Below are 23,669 nucleotides of genomic sequence, written 5' to 3'. Positions count from 1 at the left end.
GTTCGTCTTGGATCAATTAAACGCGTTAACCTATAAATTGCTGTGGGGGCAGCTGTGGGAACTCGGACAGTTTACACAGCATTCGTTTGACCTGGACGCTCTGAAGGCCAAGGTGCATTCGCGCTACGGAAGCTGGCTTGAAGAGAGCCTGACACAGCTGACCGAACAGGGGTATATCAGGCTGCCACAAGGACAGGACCTTGCGAAAGCAGCCCCTCCTGTTCATCTGAAAGAGGTGTGGGAAGAGTGGGCGGCCGCCAAGAAGGAATGGCTGCACAATCCTAATTTACATGCCCAAGTCAACCTGTTGGAAACAGCGCTTCGAGCGCTTCCGGCGATATTGACCGGCCGGACCGCCGCCACTGACGTTCTGTTTCCAAACGGCTCGATGAAGCTTGTCGAAGGCATCTATAAACATAATCCGGTATCGGATTATTTTAACGAGGTGTTGGCCAATACAGCGGCTGCATATGCAAAAAGTCTGGGTCAAGGGCAACGGATCCGCATTCTTGAGCTGGGAGCGGGAACGGGCGGTACGAGCGAGATGGTCTTCCGCAAGCTGGAGCCTTATCGGGAACAGATGGAGGAGTACGTTTATAGCGACTTATCGAAAGCATTTCTTATCCATGCACAAGAACAATACGGACCGACAGTTCCCTATTTAAGCTGCCGGATCGTGAACGTTGAAGAGCCCTTGGCGGAACAGGGGATTTCGTCCGGCACGTTCGATATGGTCATCGCGTCAAACGTGTTGCATGCGACAAAAAATATTCGGCTTACGCTGCGCACTGTTAAATCTGCACTGAAAAAAAATGGTTTATTGCTGCTAAATGAGATGAGCCACAACACACTCTTCGCTCACTTGACATTCGGTCTTCTGGATGGCTGGTGGCTCTATGAGGACGACTGGCTGCGCATTCCGGGTTCGCCCGCCTTAACTTCGGAGACATGGACGAAAGTTTTGGAGCAGGAGGGGTTCCAGTCGGTTTATTTCCCGGCGCAGGCAGCTAGGAGCTTGGGACAGCAGATTATCGCTTGCCAGAGCGATGGCGTTGTCCGAAAATCCGACACATCATCAGCAAAACGAACCGGGTCGAATACGGATACCGCTACGGAGACGATTGTCTCCACAACAGTAGATGATACCGGAAAAGTGGAACCGAAAGCGGATTGGACTCCTCAGGACAATGACAGATACGTGCAAGCTGTCAAGCACATGCTTAGAAAGCACATCTCGACAGCGCTTAAGGTTGACCTTGATCAGATCGCTCCGAACCATGCTTTTGCCGATTACGGATTGGATTCCATTACGGGCGTTCACTTAATCCAATTGGTTAATGGGGAGCTTGGACTGGAGCTGCCGACGACCGTTCTGTTTACATACAGCTCGATTAATCAGTTTACAGGCTATTTGCTGGCTGAGCACGGCGAAGCCGTTTCCCGGGTCCTCGGAGCTGCGGACCGCATAGCGCCGCAGGCGGCTGTTAGGCCGAACGAAGTCGAATCGCCCCCTGTGTCCCAGAAAGCGGATGCACGAGCCCAAGGCCCGGCTCCTAAGGAGCCGATTGCCATCATCGGCATAAGCGGAAGGTTTGCCAAATCCCGTAGCATGGAAGAATTATGGGAGCATTTGGCCAGTGGAACGGATTTGGTCGGGGAAATCACGCGATGGAAACAGTCGGACTCCAATATCGTTCGCTATGGCAGCTTACTTGACGATTATGACCAGTTCGACCCGTACTTTTTTCATATTTCGGGAACAGAAGCAGTTTACATGGACCCTCAGCAGCGGTTGTTTCTAGAGGAGTCCTGGAAAGCGCTGGAGGACGCCGGCTATGCCGGATCGGCAATGGAAGGCCGCCGGTGCGGCGTTTATGTCGGGTACAATATCGGCGATTATATGCATCTGATCGGCGACAATCCCCCAGCGCAGGCGATGTGGGGAAATGCCGGTTCTATCGTAGCTGCTCGAATTTCGTATTATTTGAACCTGAGAGGCCCGGCGATAGCAGTCGATACCGCCTGCTCCAGCTCACTCGTATCTGTTCATCTTGCATGTCAGGGACTGTGGGCGCGGGAGACAGATATGAGCTTGGCCGGGGGTGTATTCATTCAGTCTACCCCGGCTTTCCACGACAGCGCACAGCGGGCAGGCATGCTGTCTGCTTCCGGGCGCTGTTATACGTTTGATGAACGGGCGGACGGTTTTGTGCCGGGCGAGGGCGTCGGTGCGGTTGTTCTCAAACGGTTAAGCGATGCGGTTGCCGACGGAGACCATATCTACGGTGTCATTGCTGGATCGGGAATGAACCAGGACGGCACGACCAACGGCATTACGGCTCCGAGCGGTACTGCACAGGAAGAACTCGAGCGCGAAGTGTATGAACAATTCGGCATCGATCCTGGGCGCATTCAACTGGTAGAAGCACACGGCACCGGTACTAAGCTTGGCGACCCCATCGAGCATGAGGCGTTAACGCGTGCATTTAGACATTACACAGCCAAAACGGAATACTGTGCGATCGGCTCTATTAAGACAACGATCGGCCATACGATCGCTGCAGCGGGCATCGCGGGGTTGTTTAAGCTGATGTTGTCATTGAAATATAAAAAGCTTCCGCCATCCCTTCATTATCAGAAGGGCAATGCGAATATCCGAATGGAAGGAAGTCCCTTCTACGTCAACACCCACCTCAAGGAATGGCCAGCTGAGCCGGGTGAAAGCCGGTTCGCGGCGATCAGTTCATTCGGCTTCAGCGGGACGAATGTGCACATGGTCCTTCAGGAAGCGCCGACGATAGAGCGTCAGCCAAGGCCAACGCGCAGTCATCTACTGGTGCTCTCGGCGCAGTCCGACGCGCAACTGCGTCAGCAGGCGGAGCAGCTTATCGCTTACTGCGGCAAGCATCCAGAAGCGGATATCGGGGATATGAGCTATACGCTGCTGATTGGACGTAAGCATTTGCCGCATCGGCTGGCCTGTATCATCGAGGATGTGACTGCCCTTGTCGCTGTGCTGAACCGCTGGCTACTTGAGGGAAGCGCGCCGGGCCTCTTTGCTTCGGTCGTGCACGATTGGGAACGGCAGGAGGATGCGATCAAGAAGAACGAGGGTCTGGCGTGCATCATGGAATGGCGTAATTCGAAGCTCGATAAACCGGAGATGTTAGAAAAGATTGCCCGCTTGTATCAACAAGGCTATGAACTGGCGTATGACAAGCTGTTTACAGCCAGTCAATACAGACGGATTTCATTGCCGGTGTATCCCTTTGCACGCGAGAGATTTTGGGTGCCACTTAGCGGAGTAAGTGAGTCGGTTCTTCATCCGCTGGTGCACCGCAATACGTCGACGCTTATGGAGCAGCGGTACAGCTCCGTATTCACGGGCGATGAGCCCTTCTTCACGGACCATGTGCTAAACGGCCAGCAGATTTTTCCCGGCTCCGCTTACTTGGAAATGGCTCATGCAGCTGTACGGCTTGCTACTGAATCGGCTGCTAACGACGGACGAATCCTGCAGTTGAAGCATGTTGGATGGGTACAACCCCTCATTGCACGGGATGAACCGGTTGTCCTTCACATCGCGCTCGCTTCCGGAGAGAATGAGGAAATTACGTTCGAGGTATACAGCTTGTCGGGGGATAAAGACAGGGAAGAAGCGGTTGTTCATTTTCAAGGTTCAGGAAGGTGGATTGTCGCCACGCCGGAGGAGCGACTGAATGTGCGGGAGGCGCAATTGGCATGCCGCCATACGGTTTCGTCGGAAGCATGCTACGAGGCGTTTGCACAGATCGGCTTTCATTACGGCATCACCCACAAGGGCATCGAGCAGCTTCATATTGGAGAACAAGCTGCGCTGGCGAAGCTGTCGATGCCTGCTGATCGAGGAAGCGTGGAGCCTTTTACGATGCATCCCGGTCTGCTGGATGCCGCACTCCAATCGATGGCTGGTCTTGTAATCGGAGAAAATAACGTAAGCCCATCGGATGGCAGTCTTCGTTTAAGCCCGCTTCTGCCTTTTGCTATTGAAACGCTCGATATCGTACATGCCATGGATGCCGAGATGTGGGCGTATTTGCGATTCAGCCACGACTCGGGGATGCGTGGCGGCATTAAAAAGATTGATATCGATTTGGTTGACGATCAGGGCCGTTTATGCGTACGGATCAAAGGGTATGCTGCCCGCCCGGTACAAGCAAACGCACACTCGGACGAGGGCGTGTTGTTGTTCGAGCCGATATGGGAAACGACGGAGGATTCTATAGGTACAAACGAAACTGTGCACCGATATGAGCGCCGAATTGTCGTCGCTACTGTAGACTGTGCCTTCGCTCTGGAAGAAATCGAAGGACAGGAGGATGACGTCCGGTGCATCGCCCTGCAGACCGAACATCAGGATAAGATCGACCTGCGTTACCATGCTTATGCAGAACAGCTGCTCAGTATCGTACAGGAAGTGCTGCAGGATAACCGCTCCACTATGATACAGCTGCTTATCGGCCATACCGATCAACAGCAATTGGCTGCGGGGTTGTCGGGAATGCTCAAAACAGCGGCCATGGAAGATCCGAGAATAGCCGGTCAGCTGATCGAGCTTGAAGCTCTGTCGAGTGAGCAGCACCTCGCCCAATTACTAGCGGCGTACGCAAAGCACCCAGAATGGCAGCACATCCGATTGAATAGGGAGCAGCAGAGCACTCTGCGCTGGCGCGAGATGCGTACGGTTCCCGAGTCGTCTGCAGTTGTTCCTTGGAAGGATGGCGGCGTTTACCTCATAACCGGGGGGACAGGCGGGCTTGGCGTGCTGTTTGCGGAAGAAATTGCGCGAAGGACCCATGGCGCTGCTGTGATCCTAGCGGGACGATCAGCGCTGGACCAATACAAACGTGAACGAATAGAGCAATTAACCAATCGAGGGCTGACGGTGGAATACAGGCAAACGGATGTTGGTAGCCTGGAGGCGGTGGAAACGCTGATCCAAGAGATTTGCCGCAAATACGGTACATTGAACGGGATCCTGCACGGCGCCGGTGTTATTCAAGATGCGTATTTGAAGAAGAAGTCCGCTGTTGAACTTCAGCAGGTCCTTCGGCCAAAAGTATCCGGAACGGTCCATCTGGATGATGCGACTCGCCACATTCCGTTGGATTTCTTCCTACTTTTCTCGGCTTTAGCAGGTGTTATAGGTAATCCCGCTCAGGCTGATTATGCGGCCGCCAACGCTTTTCTGAATCGTTTTGCTGCCTACCGTAACGAGTTAGTGGGAGCCGGACAACGGCATGGCCGCACATTGTCGATTTGTTGGCCGCTGTGGCAAGAAGGCGGCATGCAGGTTCATGCTGAGACGGCGAAGCTGTTGAAGCAGAAGAGCGGCATGCGGGCAATGGCAAGCAGCACGGGCATTCAAGCGTTTTACATGGCTTTGGCTACCGGAAAATCGCAAATCACCGTTATCGACGGTGAGAAAGAAACGTTACGCGCCTTTATGCGGATGGCACAGAACGAAGGGAAGGCGCAGGCTTTCGAAAGCGGCATGAAAGAGCCGTCGGCTTGGGATCAAAGTGATGCGCTTCAGGAGAAAGCGGTCGCGTACTTGACGAATTTGATATCATCCGTGGCCGGCACGCCCGCCAGCCGGATGGACCCGGACGCTCCGATGGAAACGTACGGCCTCGATTCCGTCATGGTGATGCAAATCACCAGCCGGCTGGAAACAGCCTTCGGCTCCCTGTCGAAAACATTGTTTTTCGAATACCCGAACATCGGTCGACTGGCGGCTTTTTTCATCGAACATCATCGGTTCCGTTTGGCCGAGCTAGTTGGCGCTAAAATGGCGGCGGAAGATTCCATAAGTCCTATTACCGTATTACCGAAGCCAAAGAAACCAGGCCGCAAAGCTGCACGCCCGATGTCCAAGTGGCCGCCAGAAGCACGGGACGGAAGTCGTGTACACGATATTGCGATCATCGGCATAGCCGGCCGTTATCCGGGCGCTAAAAATGTTGAACAATTTTGGGAGAAGCTTCGTGACGGTCAGGACTGCATCAGCGAAATTCCGCCCGACCGCTGGGATCACAGCGTCTACTATGACCCGGATAAGAGCAAGCCGGGCAAAGTGTATACGAAGTGGGGCGGATTTATGGAGGGCGTCGACCGCTTCGATCCGTTGTTCTTTCATATATCGCCGCGTGAAGCCGAGATCATGGACCCGCAGGAAAGATTGTTTCTGCAAAGCGTCTATGAAGCGATCGAAGACGCTGGATATACACGGGAAACGCTCGCTTCCGAGGGGCAAGGGAAGACGAAGCGGGTTGGCGTATTCGTTGGCGTCATGAACGAGGAATATCAGCTATATGGCGCGGAGTTGACTGCTCGAGGGAAGCCAATCGCACTATCCGGTAATCCCTCGTCTGTCGCAAACCGGGTCTCTTACTTCTGCGATTTCAAAGGACCAAGCATGGCGGTGGACACGATGTGTTCCTCGTCGCTGACAGCCATTCATCTGGCTTGTCAAAGCTTGCGGCAAGGGGAAAGCCGTGTTGCAGTAGCCGGCGGCGTCAACGTATCCGTCCATCCGAATAAATACATTTTCCTTTCCCAAGGCAAATTCGCTTCCAGCAAAGGACGATGCGAAAGCTTCGGGAAAGACGGCGACGGTTACGTACCCGGCGAAGGGGTAGGTGCAGCTGTGCTGAAACCGCTCGAAGATGCTATTGCGGATGGCGATCACATTTATGGCATTATCAAGGGAACGGCCATCAACCACGGTGGCAAAACAAACGGCTATTCGGTACCCAGTCCGGCTGCGCAGGCCGATGTCATTGGCGAGGCAATCAAGGATGCCGGTATTGATCCGCGAACCATTAGCTATATTGAAGCGCACGGCACGGGCACCTCGCTTGGCGATCCGATTGAAATCGCGGGCTTGAGCCAATCCTTCCGCGCCCATACAGCCGATGTTCGCTTTTGTGCGATCGGCTCGGCCAAATCGAACATCGGCCATTGCGAAAGCGCAGCAGGCATTGCCGGTTTGACGAAGGTATTGCTTCAGATGAAATACGGTCAACTGGCGCCTTCTCTGCATGCGGAGGAGCTCAATCCGAACATCGATTTCGAGCAATCACCTTTTGTGGTACAGCGGACGCTGGAGGCCTGGAACCGACCTGCACTGACCATAGACGGGATCGCAAGGGAACTTCCGAGAATCGCCGGACTCTCTTCCTTTGGCGCGGGAGGCTCCAACGGGCATCTCGTCATCGAAGAATATATTTCAGAAGAACATGTGACAGGCGAAAAGCAGACTTACCATAGGCACGATCCGGCTATCATTGTACTTTCAGCGCGCGACGAAGAGCGTCTACAGCTGGTTGCGCAGCGTCTCTTGTCCTTCATACGCGATCAAGGCTGTGATCACACAAACCTGGAGAATCTGGCTTACACCCTCCAAGTGGGCCGGGAACCGATGGAGGAACGGCTGGCGATGCTCGTCGGTTCGATCGAAGAGCTGGAGAATAAGCTGCTTGCTTATTTAGCGGATCGCGAAGAAAGGGACAACGTTTTCCGCGGTCACATCCAGACCAATGAACTGATGCAAATGTGGCGGACAGACGAGGATTTATCGGAGACATTCAAGGCATGGATGAGAAAAGGGAAATTCGGGAAGATCCTCGGTCTGTGGGTCAAAGGACTGAACATCGATTGGCGTCTGCTTTACGAAGATACGGTTCCACGCCGGATGAGCCTGCCAACGTATCCGTTTGCGGAGGAGAGATACTGGATACCGGAAATCGACAGCATATTTGCTCGGGAAGAAGAGGGCGGGAAGCCTCTTCATCCGCTGCTGCACCGGAATACTTCGGAAGTGTCGCAGCTGCGTTTCAGTTCGCTGTTTACTGGTAAGGAGCATTTCCTGAGCGATCATGTTGTTCATGGGAATAAGATCATGCCGGGCGCCGCTTACCTCGAAATGATTCGCGCAGCCGCTGAGGCTGCAGCCGGCAAGCTGTTAAGTTCGGCAGGCATTCGTCTTCATCAGATCGTATGGAGAAAACCGCTTGTCATGAACGACTCCTCCTCCGAGGTGCATATTCGGCTCCGTAAGGAAGACGAAGAATTGGCATGCGAGGTCTTTACCAATCAGGGCGAAGACGAGAATGAGACCTTGTATTGTACGGCAACGGTATCGCTTCAGGAGCCCGAAGAGAGCTCGATTATGGATATTGAAGTCATAAGAGCACAATGCAGCGGGCCGAAGCTGTCAGGCGAGCAGTGCTATCGGGCATTTGAATCAGCCGGACTTTTGTATGGACCCGGCAACAGAGGGATCAGAAGTATCTATAGTGGCAACGCTCAAGCATTGGCGAACGTTTTTGTTCCGGCGGAAGCAGCTGGCACGCCGCATGATTATGTGCTTCATCCGAGTTTGATTGATTCCGTTTTCCAGGCAACAATCGGCTTGTTTCCCCGTCAAGTTCTGGAAGCAATGGAGGGGCAGCCACAATCCGTGAGCCCAATCGTTCCTTTTGCGCTGGAGGAATTGGACATTCTTGGCCCATGTTCAGGAGAGATGTGGGCATGGATCCGGTTCAGCAACGATCTTCTACCGGAGAGCCCGATCCGCAAGCTGGATATCGAGCTTATCGACAGCAGCGGAATCGTTTGTGTACGGATGAGAGGATTGACGTCCAGACAGATTGACCGTGAAGAGGTTCGTGATCAACCTGTTGCGACCCCTAAGGAAACGCTTCTGTTCCAGCCGATATGGGAACGGAAGCCTTGCCATACGGGCAAGAACACGGTGACTTATACCAAGCGTATCGTCTTGTTGGGTGGATCGGACAGCTCGCTTGCGGATCAACTCATGCAACAAGGGGGCGGGGCAGAGGTTCATCTATTGGGCGACGGCCTGGAAAGTATGACGTTGGCGTCGTGTTATACGACTTATGCCAAACGGATGCTGAAACAGCTTCAATCCGCACTTCAAGGTACGGAAGGCAGGATGCTGATTCAATTGGTGCTCCCGTATAACGACAATCAGCGTGTCATGGTTGGATTAAGCGGAATGCTGAAGACGGCTGCTCTTGAACATCCCGGTGTCGTCGGGCAGACGATTTTACTGGATAAGGACTCAGCGGGACCTGTCATTGCCGGGCTTATCGACGAGAATGGGTCTGAACCGGAGGACGATGTCATTCGTTATGAAGCCGGTAATCGTTATGTTCAAAGGCTTGTGGAAATGGGACTCAAAAACGGGGTTCCGATACCTTGGAAACATAACGGCACATATCTGATCACAGGCGGCTGCGGCAAGCTAGGGATGATCGCTGCGCGAGATGCCGCCGCGCGAACTAGGGGTGCGAACCTGATCCTAACGGGGCGCTCCGCTTATGATGAAGGAATACAGAAGCATCTTGACGAGTTGAAAGCGGTGGGAGCCCATGCAGAGTACCGCAGCTTGGACATCAGCGACGCTTCCGCCATCCAAGAAACAATCGAACAGATAGAAGCTCGCTATGGCGGTTTGTCCGGCATCATTCATTGCGCAGGCATTCGAGCGGACAGCTTCATCTTGAAAAAAACGGAAATGGACATCGATCGGGTATTCGCTGCTAAAGTGGCCGGTCTTATTCATTTGGACCGTTCAACGAGGCATATGGAGCTCGACTTTATGCTGCTTTATTCCTCTCTTGCCGGAACACTGGGCAATTTCGGTCAAGCCGACTATGCAGCCGCCAATGGGTTTATGGACGCGTTCGCAGCACATCGGAACGATCTTACGGCTTCAGGACATCGCAAGGGCAAAACCTGCTCGATCGCCTGGCCGCTCTGGGAGCAGGGCGGCATGCAGATCGATGAGGAAACGCTCTCCATGATGAACAGGCTGACCGGGATGTCTGTTCTCGAAACCACTGGCGGGTTGCACGCTTTATATGCCGCAGCAGCATCTGCAGCGGCCCATGTCCTGACGATAGCGGGAGATCCTTCCCGCATGCGCGCTGCCTTGACGGCCGGGAGCCAGTCTCCGCCGCAGGCTCAAGCTCAGCCGGCAGCTGTCGTGCAGCAGCCTGTAAAGGACGATGGCATTCCTGCCTTTCCGCAGGATGAGCTGGAGCAGAGGACCATCGCGTACTTAAAATCGCTTGTATCGGCGGTAATTAAGCTGCCCATTCAGCGGATGCATGAGGATACGCCGTTCGAGAAATATGGTGTCGATTCAGTGACCATCATGCAGTTGACAGCGAGTCTGGAGCAATCATTCGGAACGTTGTCCAAATCGCTATTCTTTGAATATATGACGATCAGGGAGCTGGCCGGCTATTTGATGCGTGCTCACCTCGGCCGTCTGCCTGCTGTCTTGGGCTTAGAGGACGGTTCTTCGCTCGGATCGGCAGCGTCCATCCCTGAACGAGTCGGGCTTTCGCGTCATGACAGCCATGCTGTAGAGAAAGCAGAACCTCCTGCCGGCAATAACGATGTTGAATCGGTAGGAGCTACAACCGAATGGCGGCCGGAGGATATCGCGATTATCGGGGTGGCCGGACGCTATCCGGGAGCAAGAGACGTGGAGGCGTTTTGGCACAATATTCGGAACGGTGTCGACAGCATCACCGAAATCCCGGCAGACCGTTGGAATCATGAGGCGATCTTTGATGCAGAGCCTGATAAACAGGGGAAAACCTATTCCAAATGGGGAGGTTTCCTGGAAGGGGTGGATCGTTTCGATCCGTTGTTCTTTCACATTTCGCGCAAAGAAGCGGCGTTTATGGATCCTCAGGAGCGATTGTTTCTACAGTGCACGTACGAGCTGCTGCAGGATGCCGGATACACGAGGCATGACCTGCAGGAGCTCGATTCGTCTGGTCTTGGCGGTAATGTAGGCGTTTACGTCGGTGTCATGTACGAGGAATATCAGCTTTATGGTGCGGAAGAAACGGTTCTGGGCCGGCCGATGGCGCTGTCAGGTAGCGCTTCGTCGATTGCGAACCGCGTATCGTATTTTTGCAATTTCCATGGACCGAGCCTAGCTATCGATACGATGTGCTCATCTTCACTCACCGCGATACATTTGGCTTGCCAAAGTCTGCGGGATGGAGAATGCGATGCAGCTATAGCAGGGGGTGTAAACCTTTCCATTCATCCGAATAAGTACTTGGCACTTGCGCAAGGAAAATTCGCGTCGAGCAAAGGCCGGTGCGAGAGCTTCGGCGAGGGAGGCGACGGTTACGTGCCGGGCGAAGGCGTCGGCGCCGTTCTGTTAAAGCCGTTGTCACGGGCCATTGCCGACAAAGACCGCATCTACGGCGTCATTAAAGGCTCAGCCGTCAACCATGGCGGTAAGACGAACGGCTACTCGGTTCCGAATCCGAAAGCGCAGGCAAGTGTGATCGAGCGGGCGATCCGGAAGTCGGGTATTGATCCGGGCGCGATCAGCTATATCGAAGCGCATGGGACCGGTACGGCGCTTGGCGATCCCATCGAAATAAAAGGTTTAAGTGATGCATGGAAAACGAGTGCCCTTCCGACATCCGTTTGTGCGATCGGTTCCGTAAAATCCAACATTGGTCACTGCGAGAGTGCAGCGGGAATTGCGAGCTTAACGAAGGTTCTGATGCAGTTGAAATACGGGGAGCTGGGGCCATCGCTTCATTCCGAGAAGCTGAACCCGAATATCGTCTTCCCGGATACACCGTTTAGGGTGCAGCAGAAGCTGGAGGAATGGAAGCGGCCCGTCGTCAATGCAGGCGAAGAAAAGCGGGAAATGCTGCGCATAGCGGGCATTTCTTCGTTCGGCGCGGGAGGATCCAATGCTCACTTAATCGTGGAAGAATATAATCCGCCCGCAGCGGTACATTCAGTCGATCGAGACGGGAGGATCGTTCCGATTGTTTTGTCCGCACCGAACAAAGAGGGACTGAAACGATTGGCTTCTCGCTATCTGGATGCAATAGCGATGCGGCAGATTACGGATGATAACTTGTCTGATGCGGCTTATACCCTTCAGGTGGGTCGTGAGGCGATGGAGGAACGAGCGGCTATGGCCGTTTCTTCGGTTCTGGAGCTGAAACGCGGGTTGCAGGCGATTGCCGAGAATGGCGGAATGGAGAACCTGCACCTCGGCAGGGTGAAGTCAGGCGCGGCACTGTCCGAGCTGCAGGCCGGAGCACCGGATGAATCGACCTGGCTGGGATGGTTTGCTTCTGAGAAGTTTGAGCCGCTTCTGTCTTTATGGGTAAGCGGCATTGATTTCGATTGGCGGCTTGTCCACGGCAAAACGGCACAGAGACGCATTAGCCTGCCCTCCTATCCGTTCGCTGAGGAAAAATGCTGGTATAACATTAGCGGCAATGGACAGCAATCCGCAGGAACATATGGAAGCGAACCTGCTCCAGCTCCAAAAGTCCATATTCATGAGGCTGGAACGATGGACCGGGAAGCGGTGGAGACAATTACGTTAAGGCCGCTATCGAACATTCCCGATCAAATCGATCACGGAAGTGGACACTCGTTCCGGCTCCCGCCGATTAAATTGAAGAAGATCGATGGGGTATCGAAGCAGCGCATATCGCTCGACGTGTTGACAGAGCAGCTGGCCGAGAGTTTGGCCGATTCGATGTTTATGGAACGGGCCGAATTGGACCCAGAAAGAAAGTTTGTCGAAATCGGCGTGGACTCGATTATCGGCGTGGAATGGATCAAAGCAGTAAATAAGAAGTATGACGTATCCATTACGGCGACCAAAATATACGATTACTCGACTTTAAGCGAATTTGCCACCTATTTGCACGGCGTAATCGCTGAGAAGGCCGCTCCGATTGGGAACGAAGCGGAAGCAGAAGCAGAACACGATTACGATCACGTAAGCAGCTTGCCGAAACAAACGGCGGCACTTACGGCGGCCAAACATGAGGACCCTGCCGAAGAAAGGACAACCCCTCCAAACAACGGTGTTTCCTTGGAGGTACTGGAAGAACAATTGGTCCAGAGCATGGCAGAGGCTATGTTTATGCAGCCTGACGAGATTGATCCTGAAATCAAATTCGTGGACATCGGGGTTGATTCGATTGTCGGCGTCGAATGGATCAAGGCGGTTAATAAGCAATACGGCACGAGCATCACGGCGACGAAAATATATGACTATTCGACGATCAGACAGTTCGCGGCGTACCTGAGTTCCGAGCTGAGCCGGGGTCAAGGCGCTTCCCCGGAACAGGAAAGCGTACGTTCTCCACTTCTGCTGGATGACATTTTACAGCAAGTAGAAAGCGGTAGGCTGGACATTCATGAGGCTAACAACTACGTCAGTCGTCTTATCCTTGAGGAGGAACGGAATTGAACAGACAAGAAATAACAGCGCTTATCATAAAAAATTTGTATGAGATCGTCCCCGAATTAGAGGGACGGGAACTGAGGCCGGAGGACCGGCTGTCAGATCTCGGATTGAACTCCATCGACCGCGCGGATCTAATTTCGATGGTGATGGAGGATTTGTCGCTTTTGCAGAATCAAAGATCGCAGTTTATTGGAATGTCAAGCATAGGGGAACTGGCTGATGGGTTCTTGGGCAAGCTGTAGGCCGGACGATATCGTCATCTCAGGCATCGGCATCACATCGGCCATTGGTCAAGGACAGGCGGCCTTCGCGGCTGCCCTCCTTGACGGCCGGCACGCCTTTTCTGTGCTGAACCGTCCAGGTCGCCAAAAAGGAAGCTCTTCTTTCCTGGGGGCGGAGATCGAATCGCTGGTTATGCCGGAACGTCTTTCCAAACGGCTATTGCGAACGGCTTCCTTCTCCGGGCAGGCAGCGATGGCAACGATGCATGAGGCTTGGGAGGATGCAGTTCTGGATCAGGTTGAGCCAGAGCGTATTGGCCTCATTATCGGCGGTTCCAACTTACAACAGCGGGAGGCTCTCCAAGCCTATGCCACGTATTCGGAACGTCCTTCGTTTCTGAGGCCCACTTATGCGATGACGTACATGGACAGTGATTTATGCGGACTTTGCACGGAGCAGTTTGGGATTCGCGGATTTGCGTTTACATTGGGAGGCGCATCCGCAAGCGGTCAGGCTATTATCGCTCAAGCCGTTCAAGCTGTTAACTCCGGGGAAGTCGATGCTTGCATCGCAATCGGGGGATTGGCCGACCTTTCCTATATGGAGCTTGCGGCCTTTCACAGCCTGGGCGCAATGGGCTCCGATCAATATGCCGACAGACCGGATCTGGCCTGCCGGCCATTCGACCGCGGTCGGGACGGCTTCATCTACGGGGAAAACTGCGCTGCCGTCGTCATTGAGCGCGCATCTTGTGCCGGTAAGAGAGGGGTTCGTCCTTATGCGGCCATTACCGCTACGGCGATCGCGATGGACGGCAACCGAAATCCGAATCCGTCCTACGAGGGAGAAATGCGCGTGATCCGTGAAGTTCTTCGCCGGGCCGGCATTGCAGCCGCCGACATCGACTACGTCAATCCGCATGGGACGGGCTCCCCGGTCGGTGATGAAACGGAGCTGCGCGCGCTTAAAGACAGCGGATTGTCGCATGCCTACATCAATGCGACCAAATCGATAACAGGCCATGGCCTCAGTGCGGCAGGAGCCGTGGAAATTATTGCGGTATTGCTTCAGATGCGCAACTCCCGCCTTCATCCGACACGTAATCTGGAGCTTCCGGTTGACGAGTCGTTCAATTGGGTGAAGGAACAGTTCGTCCCGCACTCCATTTCTCGTGCTTTATGCCTCAGCATGGGCTTTGGCGGCATGAATACAGCGGTCACACTGCAAAAGATTTAAATCGAACGGAGAAGGAGAATGGCCTTGACTCAAGTTGGAATAGAAGCGATGAATGTTTTTGGCGGCACTGCTTTTCTGGATGTCCCGGAACTTGCAGCTAGGCGTCAGTTGGATAATGCCCGGTTCGAGAATCTGATGATGCTCGAGAAAACCGTTGCCTTGCCTTACGAGGACCCAATTACGTTCGGTGTCAATGCCGCGAAGCCGATCGTGGATTCGCTGTCTGAAGAAGAGCGGAACCGGATCGAACTGGTGATTACCTGCACGGAATCTGGTATCGATTTCGGCAAATCGATGAGCACGTATATCCATCATTATCTCGGCTTAAACCGCCGCTGCCGGATGTACGAAATCAAGCAGGCCTGCTATTCGGGAACAGCAGGCCTGCATGCCGCGGTCAATTTTATTCTCTCCGGCACATCTCCGGGGGCCAAGGCGCTGGTGATCGCTACGGACATATCCCGTTTTTTCGTGGCAGAGGGCGGGAGCTCGCTGACTGAAGACTGGTCCTATGCAGAGCTAAGCGCGGGAGCCGGGGCTGTTGCCCTTCTGGTCAGCGATACGCCGTATGTCTTCCAAATCGATACGGGCGCGAGCGGTTATTACGGTTATGAAGTGATGGATACGTGCCGCCCGATGCCGGACAGCGAAGCAGGCAATTCCGATTTGTCGCTGTCCACGTATTTGGATTGCTGCGAACAAACCTTTATGGCCTACAAATCGCGGGTGCCTGAAGCCGACTATAAAGATACGTTTCAATATTTAGCGTTTCATACTCCCTTCGGCGGTATGGTGAAGGGCGCGCATCGCACGATGATGCGAAGAATCGCGAAGGCCAAAGCGCCGGAGATTGACGCGGACTTTAATCAGCGTGTACTTCCCGGCATTCGATTTTGCCAGCGTGTCGGCAATATCATGGGCGGCACCGTTTTCCTGTCACTGGCAGGCCTAATCGAGCATGGGACATTTGATACGCCCAAGCGGATCGGCTGTTATTCGTACGGCTCCGGCTGCTGCTCGGAATTTTACAGCGGTGTCGCCACAAGTCAAAGTCAGGCGGCACTGCGTAAATTCAAGCTGAGCGAACGTCTGCAGGAGCGACGTCTGCTCGGCTTTGACGAATATGAAGCGATGCTGAGAAGCGGTCACGGCATCCGGTTTGGAACTCGTAATGCGAAGCTCGACTTGCAAGGGATTCCCGCATCTGTGCGGGGCGAGCAGCGGCTCTACCTGGAAGAGATCCGGGACTTCCATCGGATTTACAGGTGGCTGTAATGGAGTTTAAGACGCTGCATGTTCGATATCAGGGAACCGTATGCTTTATCAGACTGCACCGGCCCGAAGCGGACAACGCAATCAATGACCAGCTTGTCGAGGAACTGGGCTGCGTGCTGGACCAATGCGAGGAAGAAGTGACGGTTGTCGTGCTGGAAGGTCTGCCTCATGTATTCTGCACGGGCGCAGATTTCCAGGAGATTCACACTCATATGGCAGAAGGCCGATCCATGCGAAGCAATCCTGAACCTCTGTATGCGTTATGGATGAGAATGCGGACCGGACCGTACATCGTTCTTTCTCACGTCAAGGGTAAGGCAAATGCCGGGGGGCTTGGCTTTATCGCCGCAAGCGATATCGTTCTGGCGGACGGGACGGCCCAATTCAGCCTGTCCGAGCTGCTGTTCGGCCTGTATCCGGCTTGTGTGATGCCGTTTCTTATTCAAAAAACGGGCATGCAGCGCGCGCATTATATGACGCTAATGACACAGGCCTTCGATGCGGAAACCGCACTCCGCTGGGGGTTGATCGATGCCTGGGAGCCGGAAAGCGAGTCGCTGCTGCGCCGTCATCTGCTTCGATTGAAGCGTCTGCCGAAGGCAGGGATTGCGAAGTACAAACGCTATATGATTGAGCTGCAGCCCTTAATCCGGGAAGGCAGGGGACTGGCAATAACTGCGAATCAAACCATGTTTGCCGACCCGGATACGCTCGCAGCTATCTATAATTTTGTCAATAAAGGCCAATTTCCATGGGAAGGTTGATGTGTAATGCAACCGGTTGTAGAGCTGCGTGAAATCGAGCCGGGTATCGCACTGATCACCATGCAGGACCGCGTATACAAAAACACGTTCTCCGACGACCTGGTAAAGGGTTTGGCGCATGCTTTCCTAACTGTAAAGGAAACAGAGCGGTATAAAGCCGTTATTTTGACCGGGTATGATACTTATTTTGCTTCCGGCGGGACGCAAGAAGCTTTGCTTGCCATTTTCGAAGGGCAATTGAAATTTACGGACAGCAACATTTACAGCCTAGCGTTGGAATGCCCGGTTCCCGTCATATCCGCTATGCAGGGCCATGCGATCGGAGGCGGGTTTGTGATCGGATTGTTTGCCGATTTTGTCGTCATGAGCCGTGAGAGTGTCTATACGGCTAATTTCATGAAATACGGCTTCACACCGGGAATGGGCGCAACGTACATCTTGCCGCGAAAGCTGGGATTGAGCCTGGGCAATGAAATGCTACTAAGCGGTAGCAATTACCGCGGGGCGGATCTGGAGAAGAGAGGCGTGCCTTTCACGGTCCTTCCCCGAGATCAAGTGATGAGCCATGCTCTGGATCTGGCGCGGCAGCTCGCAGAAAAGCCGCGCCTTTCGTTGGTTACTTTGAAGGACCATCTGGTTGAGACGGTGCGAGCTGAGCTCCCGAATTATATTGCGAAAGAAGTCGCGATGCATGAGCTAACCTTCCATCAGACAGAAGTTCGGGACAAGATTCTGTCCTTATTTGGTAAATAGCGAACAGGCAGGGGGTGTGAGGGTGAATATTCAAGAGATACTTCGCGCTTTGAAAGCGGGAGAGGTTAGTTCTGAAGATGCCAAGCGTCGAATCATGGCGCTGAAGGCTTCCGACGGGAGGGAAATCCAGTCTCCAGCAGACCATGCTGATTCCCGCAGTCCGGAACCGGAGAAAGCGGGATTGAAAGTCGATAGCCAGCAGTCAGCGAAATCGGATTCTGCCGGCCTGGTCGTGTCGAACGTTCATCACATCAGCGAGGTTTCTTTGCGGCCATGGTCTGTATCGGAGCCCGACTTTGGTGAAATGACGATACAAGTTATGGCGTCGGCGGTTAATTTTCCGGATATCATGTGCGTAAACGGGCTATACCCGACAATGCCCGACTATCCATTCGTGCCGGGGTTTGAAGTAGCCGGAATCGTCACACGCATCGGCAAAGGCGTAGAGGAGTTCCGGATCGGCGATGAGGTCATCGCTCTTACAGGCAGGCAGTTGGGCGGTCATGCCAGCGAAGTGAACGTTGCCGCTGCTAATGCCGTCCGAAAGCCTGCCAATATAACGTTTGAAGAAGGGTGCAGCCTGCCTGTTGTTTTCTCCACAGTCTATCATGCTTTCGAGACAGGGAAGCTTGCGCCCGGCGAGCAGGTGCTCATTCAGACGGCGACAGGCGGCTGCGGCCTTATCGCCCTGCAGCTGGCGAATTTGAAAGGCTGCAAGATTTACGGCACGAGCAGCAAAGCCGATAAGCTCGCCCTGCTTGATAGGCTTGGCGTTGCTGCGGCGATCCATTACAGCGCCTCGCCCTTTGATCAGGAAATCGCCTCCTTAACCAATGGCCGCGGGGTTGATGTTGTGCTTAATATGCTGGCCGGGGACGCGATTCAGAAGGGCTTGAATTGTTTGGCCCCTTCAGGCCGCTACCTGGAGCTGGCCGTGCATGCGCTGAAGACGAGCGGAAATCTAGATCTTTCCGGACTTGTACATAACCAAACGATTCATAGCATTGATTTACGGCGGTTAAGTGCCCAAAAGGGATTTAACAAGGAATTGCTCCATGTGATGGTTGACCTGCTTCAAACGGAGAAAATCGTACCCATTGTATCCAGGGTTTACCCCTTTCAGCGAATTCAAGAGGCGCTTGAATATGTCAGCCGCGGACAGCATATCGGCAAAGTCGTCATAAGCCGTACGGCGGAGGACATGATGGACCGGACTGACGAGCTGATCGAGCGGATGCGAAGGCAGAAAAGTCAGAGACAGGAATCCTTTGGATTGCACAGTGCGCAAGCGGCCGTCCGTACCCGGGAAGACATGCCCAAGGAAAAAAGCCGGAAATCGCCCGATCTGGATGGCATTGCCATCATCGGGATGTCAGGCCAATTCCCCAAGGGCGCTAATATTGACGAATTATGGGACAACATTTGCAAAGGGGAAGATTGCGTATCCGAGATTCCTGCAGAACGCTGGTCTCTCGAGCGATACTACGATCCCGATCCGAAGAAGCCGGGCAAAACATATTCGAAATGGATGGGCGTCTTGGAGGATGCGGACAAATTTGATCCGTTATTTTTCCAAATATCGCCCGTGGAAGCGGAATACATGGATCCGCAGCAGCGGCTATTCCTAGCGAACAGCTGGGCATGCATCGAGAATGCCGGACTGCGTCCGTCCGACTTGTCTGGCAGCCGCTGCGGGGTCTTTGCCGGATGTGGCACCGGCGATTACGGACGTATGGAGAGTGGAGAAGAGCTCCATGCGCAAAATCTGATGGGGACCTCGGTTTCCATTTTAAGCGCACGCATCTCCTACCTGCTGAATTTGAAGGGTCCCTGCATGGCGATCGACACCGCTTGCTCCTCCTCGCTTGTCGCGATTTCAGAGGCTTGCAGTAGCTTGCTCCTGGACAATTGCGACATGGCGTTGGCCGGCGGCGTTAATGTCATGAGCGGACCGGCTATGCATATTATGACGAGCAAATCCGGGATGCTGTCCAAGGATGGGCGCTGCTATACGTTCGATAACAGGGCGAACGGATTCGTTCCGGGGGAAGGTACGGGCGTGCTGCTGCTTAAGCGGCTGTCCGACGCGGTCCGCGACAAAGACCCGATTTATGCCGTCATACGCGGCTGGGGTATTAATCAGGACGGGAAGACCAACGGAATTACAGCGCCCAGCGCCGCTTCACAAGAAGAGCTGGAGAAATCCGTCTTTGATAAATTCGGCATTAACCCGGAGACCATTTCGCTTGTCGAAGCACATGGTACAGGAACAAAGCTCGGCGATCCGATCGAGGTCGAAGCTCTTACGGCATCGTTCGCCGCATATACGGACAAGAAGGGCTACTGTGCACTCGGTTCCATTAAGAGCAATATCGGTCATTTGCTCGCGGCATCCGGCGTATCGGGCGTCATCAAGGTTGTACAGTCGCTGAAGCACCGTATGCTGCCGCCAACCATTCATTTCGATTCCTTGAATGAGCATATCCGACTTGATGGAAGCCCCTTCTTTGTAAACACGTCCTTGAAGAAGTGGGAGATCGAATCCGGTATTCGACGGGCCTCCGTCAGCTCCTTCGGGTTTAGCGGAACGAACGCCTATATGGTCATTGAGGAATACAATCCGGAATCGCCCGGACATTCGGCCCCACCTATGGATCAACCGCTATTATTTCCGGTATCGGCCAAGACCGAAGATCAACTGGACGACGCTGTCGCATCCCTTAAAGCCTTCCTTTTGCGGGAAACAGACATCTGTTTGTCAGATGTGGCGTTGACGCTGCAAGCGGGGAGGGAAGAGATGGATGTCCGTGCGGCGTTCACGGCAAACACGAGGGAGGACCTACTGCAGGCAATGGAGGACCATTTGCTGCGGAGGCCTTCTTCTTTTGTATTCTCTGGGAAAGTAAACAGACGGCAGATAAGGAATGCGATCGCATCAAGCGAAGAACTGCTATCGGAGCATGAGACCGGTTCCTCTCAAGAGGTAAAGCTTGCCGATGCAGCAAAGAAGTGGGTGCAGGGCTTACAAGCGCTGCCTTTGGTGAACGGGGGGAAGCGCATCCACATGCCGACCTATCCGTTTGCGAAGGAGCGGTACTGGCTTGAAGCAAAGGCTTCGGATCAGGAAGCGCTCCATACGAAAATTTTGACTGAGCGTCTTCATCCGCTTGTGCACAGAAATACGTCGGTGCTAGGGAAGACCCGGTTCAGCGCTTCTTTTACAAATGAGGACACGCTGCTGCGAGACCATGTTGTCTCCGGACAGGCTATCATGCCGGGAATGGCCTACCTTGAGATGGCCCGCGCTGCAGTCGAGCTTGCGACCGATTACGTGGATAAGGGACAGGCCATTACGCTGGAAAATGTGGTATGGCTGCGGCCTTTTATTGCGAAAACAACGGCCGGACACATTCATGTTTCCTTAACGCAGGAGGGTGACAACCAGGTTTCATTTTGTATTCTGGCAGAACCTTCGAAGGCTGATGCGGATGAAGGTCCGATTTATAGCAAAGGGACAGCTGTTATTCATGCGGCTTCTGCCCCTCCACAGCTGGACGTGCAGGCCATTCGCGCCCAATGCTCGGTCGCAAAGCTGGATACGGAAACGTGCTACGGCGCTTTCGAAAATATGGGAATTGCATATGGTCCAAGTTATAGAGCAGTAAAGACGATTGAAATCGGCGAAGATTGTGCGATCGCTAAGATTCATTTGCCGGCGGCCATGAGTGACGAGACGCAGTGGATTGGATGCAATCCGGTATTGCTCGACGCTGCCGCTCAGTCCACGATCGGCTTCGCCCTGCACAGTCATGGACGCCAAATCGACGCTTGTGCAAACGGGCCCTATGTGCCATTTGCGATTCAGGAGCTTACGGTCTACCGTCCTTGTCCTTCAGTGATGTGGGCGGTCACCCGTATAAGGAAAGCAGGAACTTCAGGAGATTCGCTGCGCGTCTTCGATATCGATTTGTGTGACGAGGAAGGCTATGTTTGTGCGGCGATGCGGGGAATGGCAACCAAGAGTGCAGGGAAATCAGGGACCTGGAGCTTTAACCCCCATCAAGCCGAGTCTGATGGTTCTCACCGATTACCTGATGGATTGCTGCTGCTTCCTACCTGGGAACCTACCGCATTCAACGAAACGCCAGCCCTGCAGCATGTTCCGGATGCCGACATCGTGATCGGCGGAACGCCAGAGCAAATAAACCAAATCAACCACAGGTATCCCGCGGCTCAGCCGCTGTCGTTTGAAAACGAAGCTTCGATTGAGGATATGGCTCAGAAGCTGAGCAACTATAACGATCTGAAGCATATTATATGGATTTCGCCGGTTCATCCGATTCAAACCGTGCGGGACGAAGGTATTATCAGCGAACAAAAGAATGGGGTATTCCAGCTTTTTAGGCTCATAAAGTCACTGCTCGAAATCGGCTTCGGATCGAGGCCCTTGCACTGGTCCATCATCACCGTGGAGGCTCAGCCGATTCGTACAGGCGAAACATCTGGCTTTGCACATGCCGGTGTCCATGGTTTGGTCGGGTCGATGGCGAAGGAATATCCGAGCTGGAGCGTGCGTCTGTTAGACATAGGCCTGAAGGACGAACTGCCGTTGGACGTTGTGCCATCGCTGCCAAGGGATGCCAAGGGAAATGCATGGGGCTACCGAAATGGCGGTTGGTACAAGCAGATGCTGGTTCCTGTCAAAGACTTACCGATGGAGCGTACCGCTTACCGGCACGGTGGCGTTTATGTCGTCATCGGGGGAGCCGGAGGCATTGGCGAGGTATGGACCGAGTATATGATTCGTACCTATCAAGCACAAATCGTTTGGATTGGCCGCAGAGAGATGGATGAAACTATTCGGGCTAAGATCGCACGGTTAGGGGATCTTGGACCTGCGCCATCCTATATCCGGGCGGATGCGGCAAATTTGGCATCGCTCCAGCAGGCCTACGAGACGATAAAGTCGCGGTATACGCGTATTCATGGCATTGTTCACTCCACGATCGTCCTGCTCGATCAAAGTTTGGCAAAAATGGACGAGCAGCGGTTTGAAGCGGGGTATGCAGCCAAAAACGGCACAGCTGTAAGAACAGCTCAAGTATTTGATCGTGAGCAGTTGGATTTTGTTTTGTTCTTTTCATCCTTTAATTCGTTTCTGAAATCGCCTGGACAGAGCAATTACACTGCCGGGTGTACATTTAGCGACGCTTTCGCGGCGAAGCTCGCCTCTGAATGGTCTTGTGCCGTCAAGATGATCAATTGGGGGTATTGGGGAAGTGTGGGGACGGTTTCAACCGAGGCTCTCCGCGAGAAAATGGCCCGGATCGGAATGGGGTCTATCGAGCCGGACGAAGCCATGGACATCGTGGAAAGACTGCTTGCCGGGAAGGTGAATCAACTGTGCTTCGTCAAAACGACCAAGCCGCTGCATATGGAGGAAACCGCTGCAGCCCAGCATATAACGGTTCTACCAGAACGCTTCGGATCAGTCATCAGCAGGATCAGAAGCGACTTCGCTCCGGCTCCCTTTCAAGCCCTCTCATCTGCAGCACGACCTATAGAGGAAGAGACGGGAAGCATCCCGGATGCGAAGCAGCGGGCAGAGGTGCTGTCTCTCGTGAGGGAAGCGGCAGCAATATTCTTGAAGGTCGACGAACAGGACATAGAGCCCGACGCGGAATTAGCGGAATACGGCCTTGATCCGGTCAAGATGAGTTTACTCACGGAAATGCTCAATCAACGGCTCGGAATAGATGTAACGCCGGAGTTGGTCAACCGGCACCGGAGCTTCAGGGAGCTGGCGGATAGGATCGCAGATATAAGAGGGAAGCTGGGTGTATCGTAATGGACGAAAGGAGCGGTCAGGTGAACGGTATGGAGGAGAGCATACGGGATGTGAAACGCCTGGAAGAAGAGCTTCTGGTCAAGCTTCTTTGGGTGCAGCTGCAAGCTGCCGGCTTCTTTAACCGGGAGCGGCAATCCAAGGAGGAGCTGGCCGGATTGCTGGGCCAATCTCGGCTGTACGACAGATGGTTGGAGACTAGCATCGATTATTTGCTTCGCTATGACTATATATCGGAGGGTGT

Annotated in this window: 7 protein-coding genes; all 7 read left to right on the top strand. The window is 53.8% G+C overall.

From position 1 onward, the window contains the following. Window positions 1-7: 7 nt before the first annotated feature. Genes ACQ5DJ_RS00960 through ACQ5DJ_RS00930 form a run of 7 tightly spaced genes read left to right on the top strand, consistent with a single transcriptional unit; the run spans window position 8 to window position 23,428 of the window. Complete coding sequence (locus ACQ5DJ_RS00960) at window positions 8-13,333, top strand: SDR family NAD(P)-dependent oxidoreductase (protein ID WP_429840799.1); 13,326 nt, start codon at window positions 8-10, stop codon at window positions 13,331-13,333. Next, the gene (locus tag ACQ5DJ_RS00955; protein WP_429840798.1) at window positions 13,330-13,572 is read left to right on the top strand and encodes an acyl carrier protein; all 243 of its coding nucleotides are present in this window, start codon (window positions 13,330-13,332) and stop codon (window positions 13,570-13,572) included. The genes ACQ5DJ_RS00960 and ACQ5DJ_RS00955 overlap by 4 nt, the downstream gene beginning before the upstream one ends. Further along, complete coding sequence (locus tag ACQ5DJ_RS00950) at window positions 13,550-14,788, top strand: beta-ketoacyl synthase N-terminal-like domain-containing protein (protein WP_429840797.1); 1,239 nt, start codon at window positions 13,550-13,552, stop codon at window positions 14,786-14,788. The genes ACQ5DJ_RS00955 and ACQ5DJ_RS00950 overlap by 23 nt, the downstream gene beginning before the upstream one ends. A gap of 24 nt (window positions 14,789-14,812) precedes the next feature. Beyond that, entirely contained in the window at window positions 14,813-16,063 is a 1,251-nt protein-coding gene (locus ACQ5DJ_RS00945; RefSeq protein ID WP_429840796.1) for a hydroxymethylglutaryl-CoA synthase family protein, read from the top strand. Continuing rightward, on the top strand, window positions 16,063-16,827 hold the full coding sequence (locus tag ACQ5DJ_RS00940) for an enoyl-CoA hydratase/isomerase (RefSeq protein ID WP_429840795.1): 765 nt from the start codon (window positions 16,063-16,065) through the stop codon (window positions 16,825-16,827). Before ACQ5DJ_RS00945 ends, ACQ5DJ_RS00940 begins: the two co-directional genes overlap by 1 nt. Window positions 16,828-16,833: 6 nt before the next feature. Beyond that, window positions 16,834-17,580, top strand: coding sequence for a polyketide synthase (locus ACQ5DJ_RS00935; protein ID WP_429840794.1), 747 nt, complete (start codon window positions 16,834-16,836; stop codon window positions 17,578-17,580). Between the two features lie 22 nt (window positions 17,581-17,602). Next, window positions 17,603-23,428 (top strand): SDR family NAD(P)-dependent oxidoreductase, encoded by a 5,826-nt coding sequence (locus tag ACQ5DJ_RS00930; RefSeq protein WP_429840793.1) that lies wholly within the window; start codon window positions 17,603-17,605, stop codon window positions 23,426-23,428. Window positions 23,429-23,669 lie beyond the last annotated feature (241 nt).

This window comes from Brevibacillus sp. FIR094, from assembly GCF_050477165.1.
GTDB lineage: Bacteria > Bacillota > Bacilli > Brevibacillales > Brevibacillaceae > Brevibacillus.
The sequence above is the reverse complement of the archived record's forward strand: the minus strand, read 5'-3'. Positions and strand labels throughout refer to the sequence as shown.

Excerpts from the sequence above, each read along its gene's own strand:
- ACQ5DJ_RS00950 (WP_429840797.1), top strand. The coding sequence starts at position 13,550 with ATGGGTTCTTGGGCAAGCTGTAGGCCGGACGATATCGTCATCTCAGGC.
- ACQ5DJ_RS00940 (WP_429840795.1), top strand. The coding sequence starts at position 16,063 with ATGGAGTTTAAGACGCTGCATGTTCGATATCAGGGAACCGTATGCTTT.
- ACQ5DJ_RS00935 (WP_429840794.1), top strand. The coding sequence starts at position 16,834 with ATGCAACCGGTTGTAGAGCTGCGTGAAATCGAGCCGGGTATCGCACTG.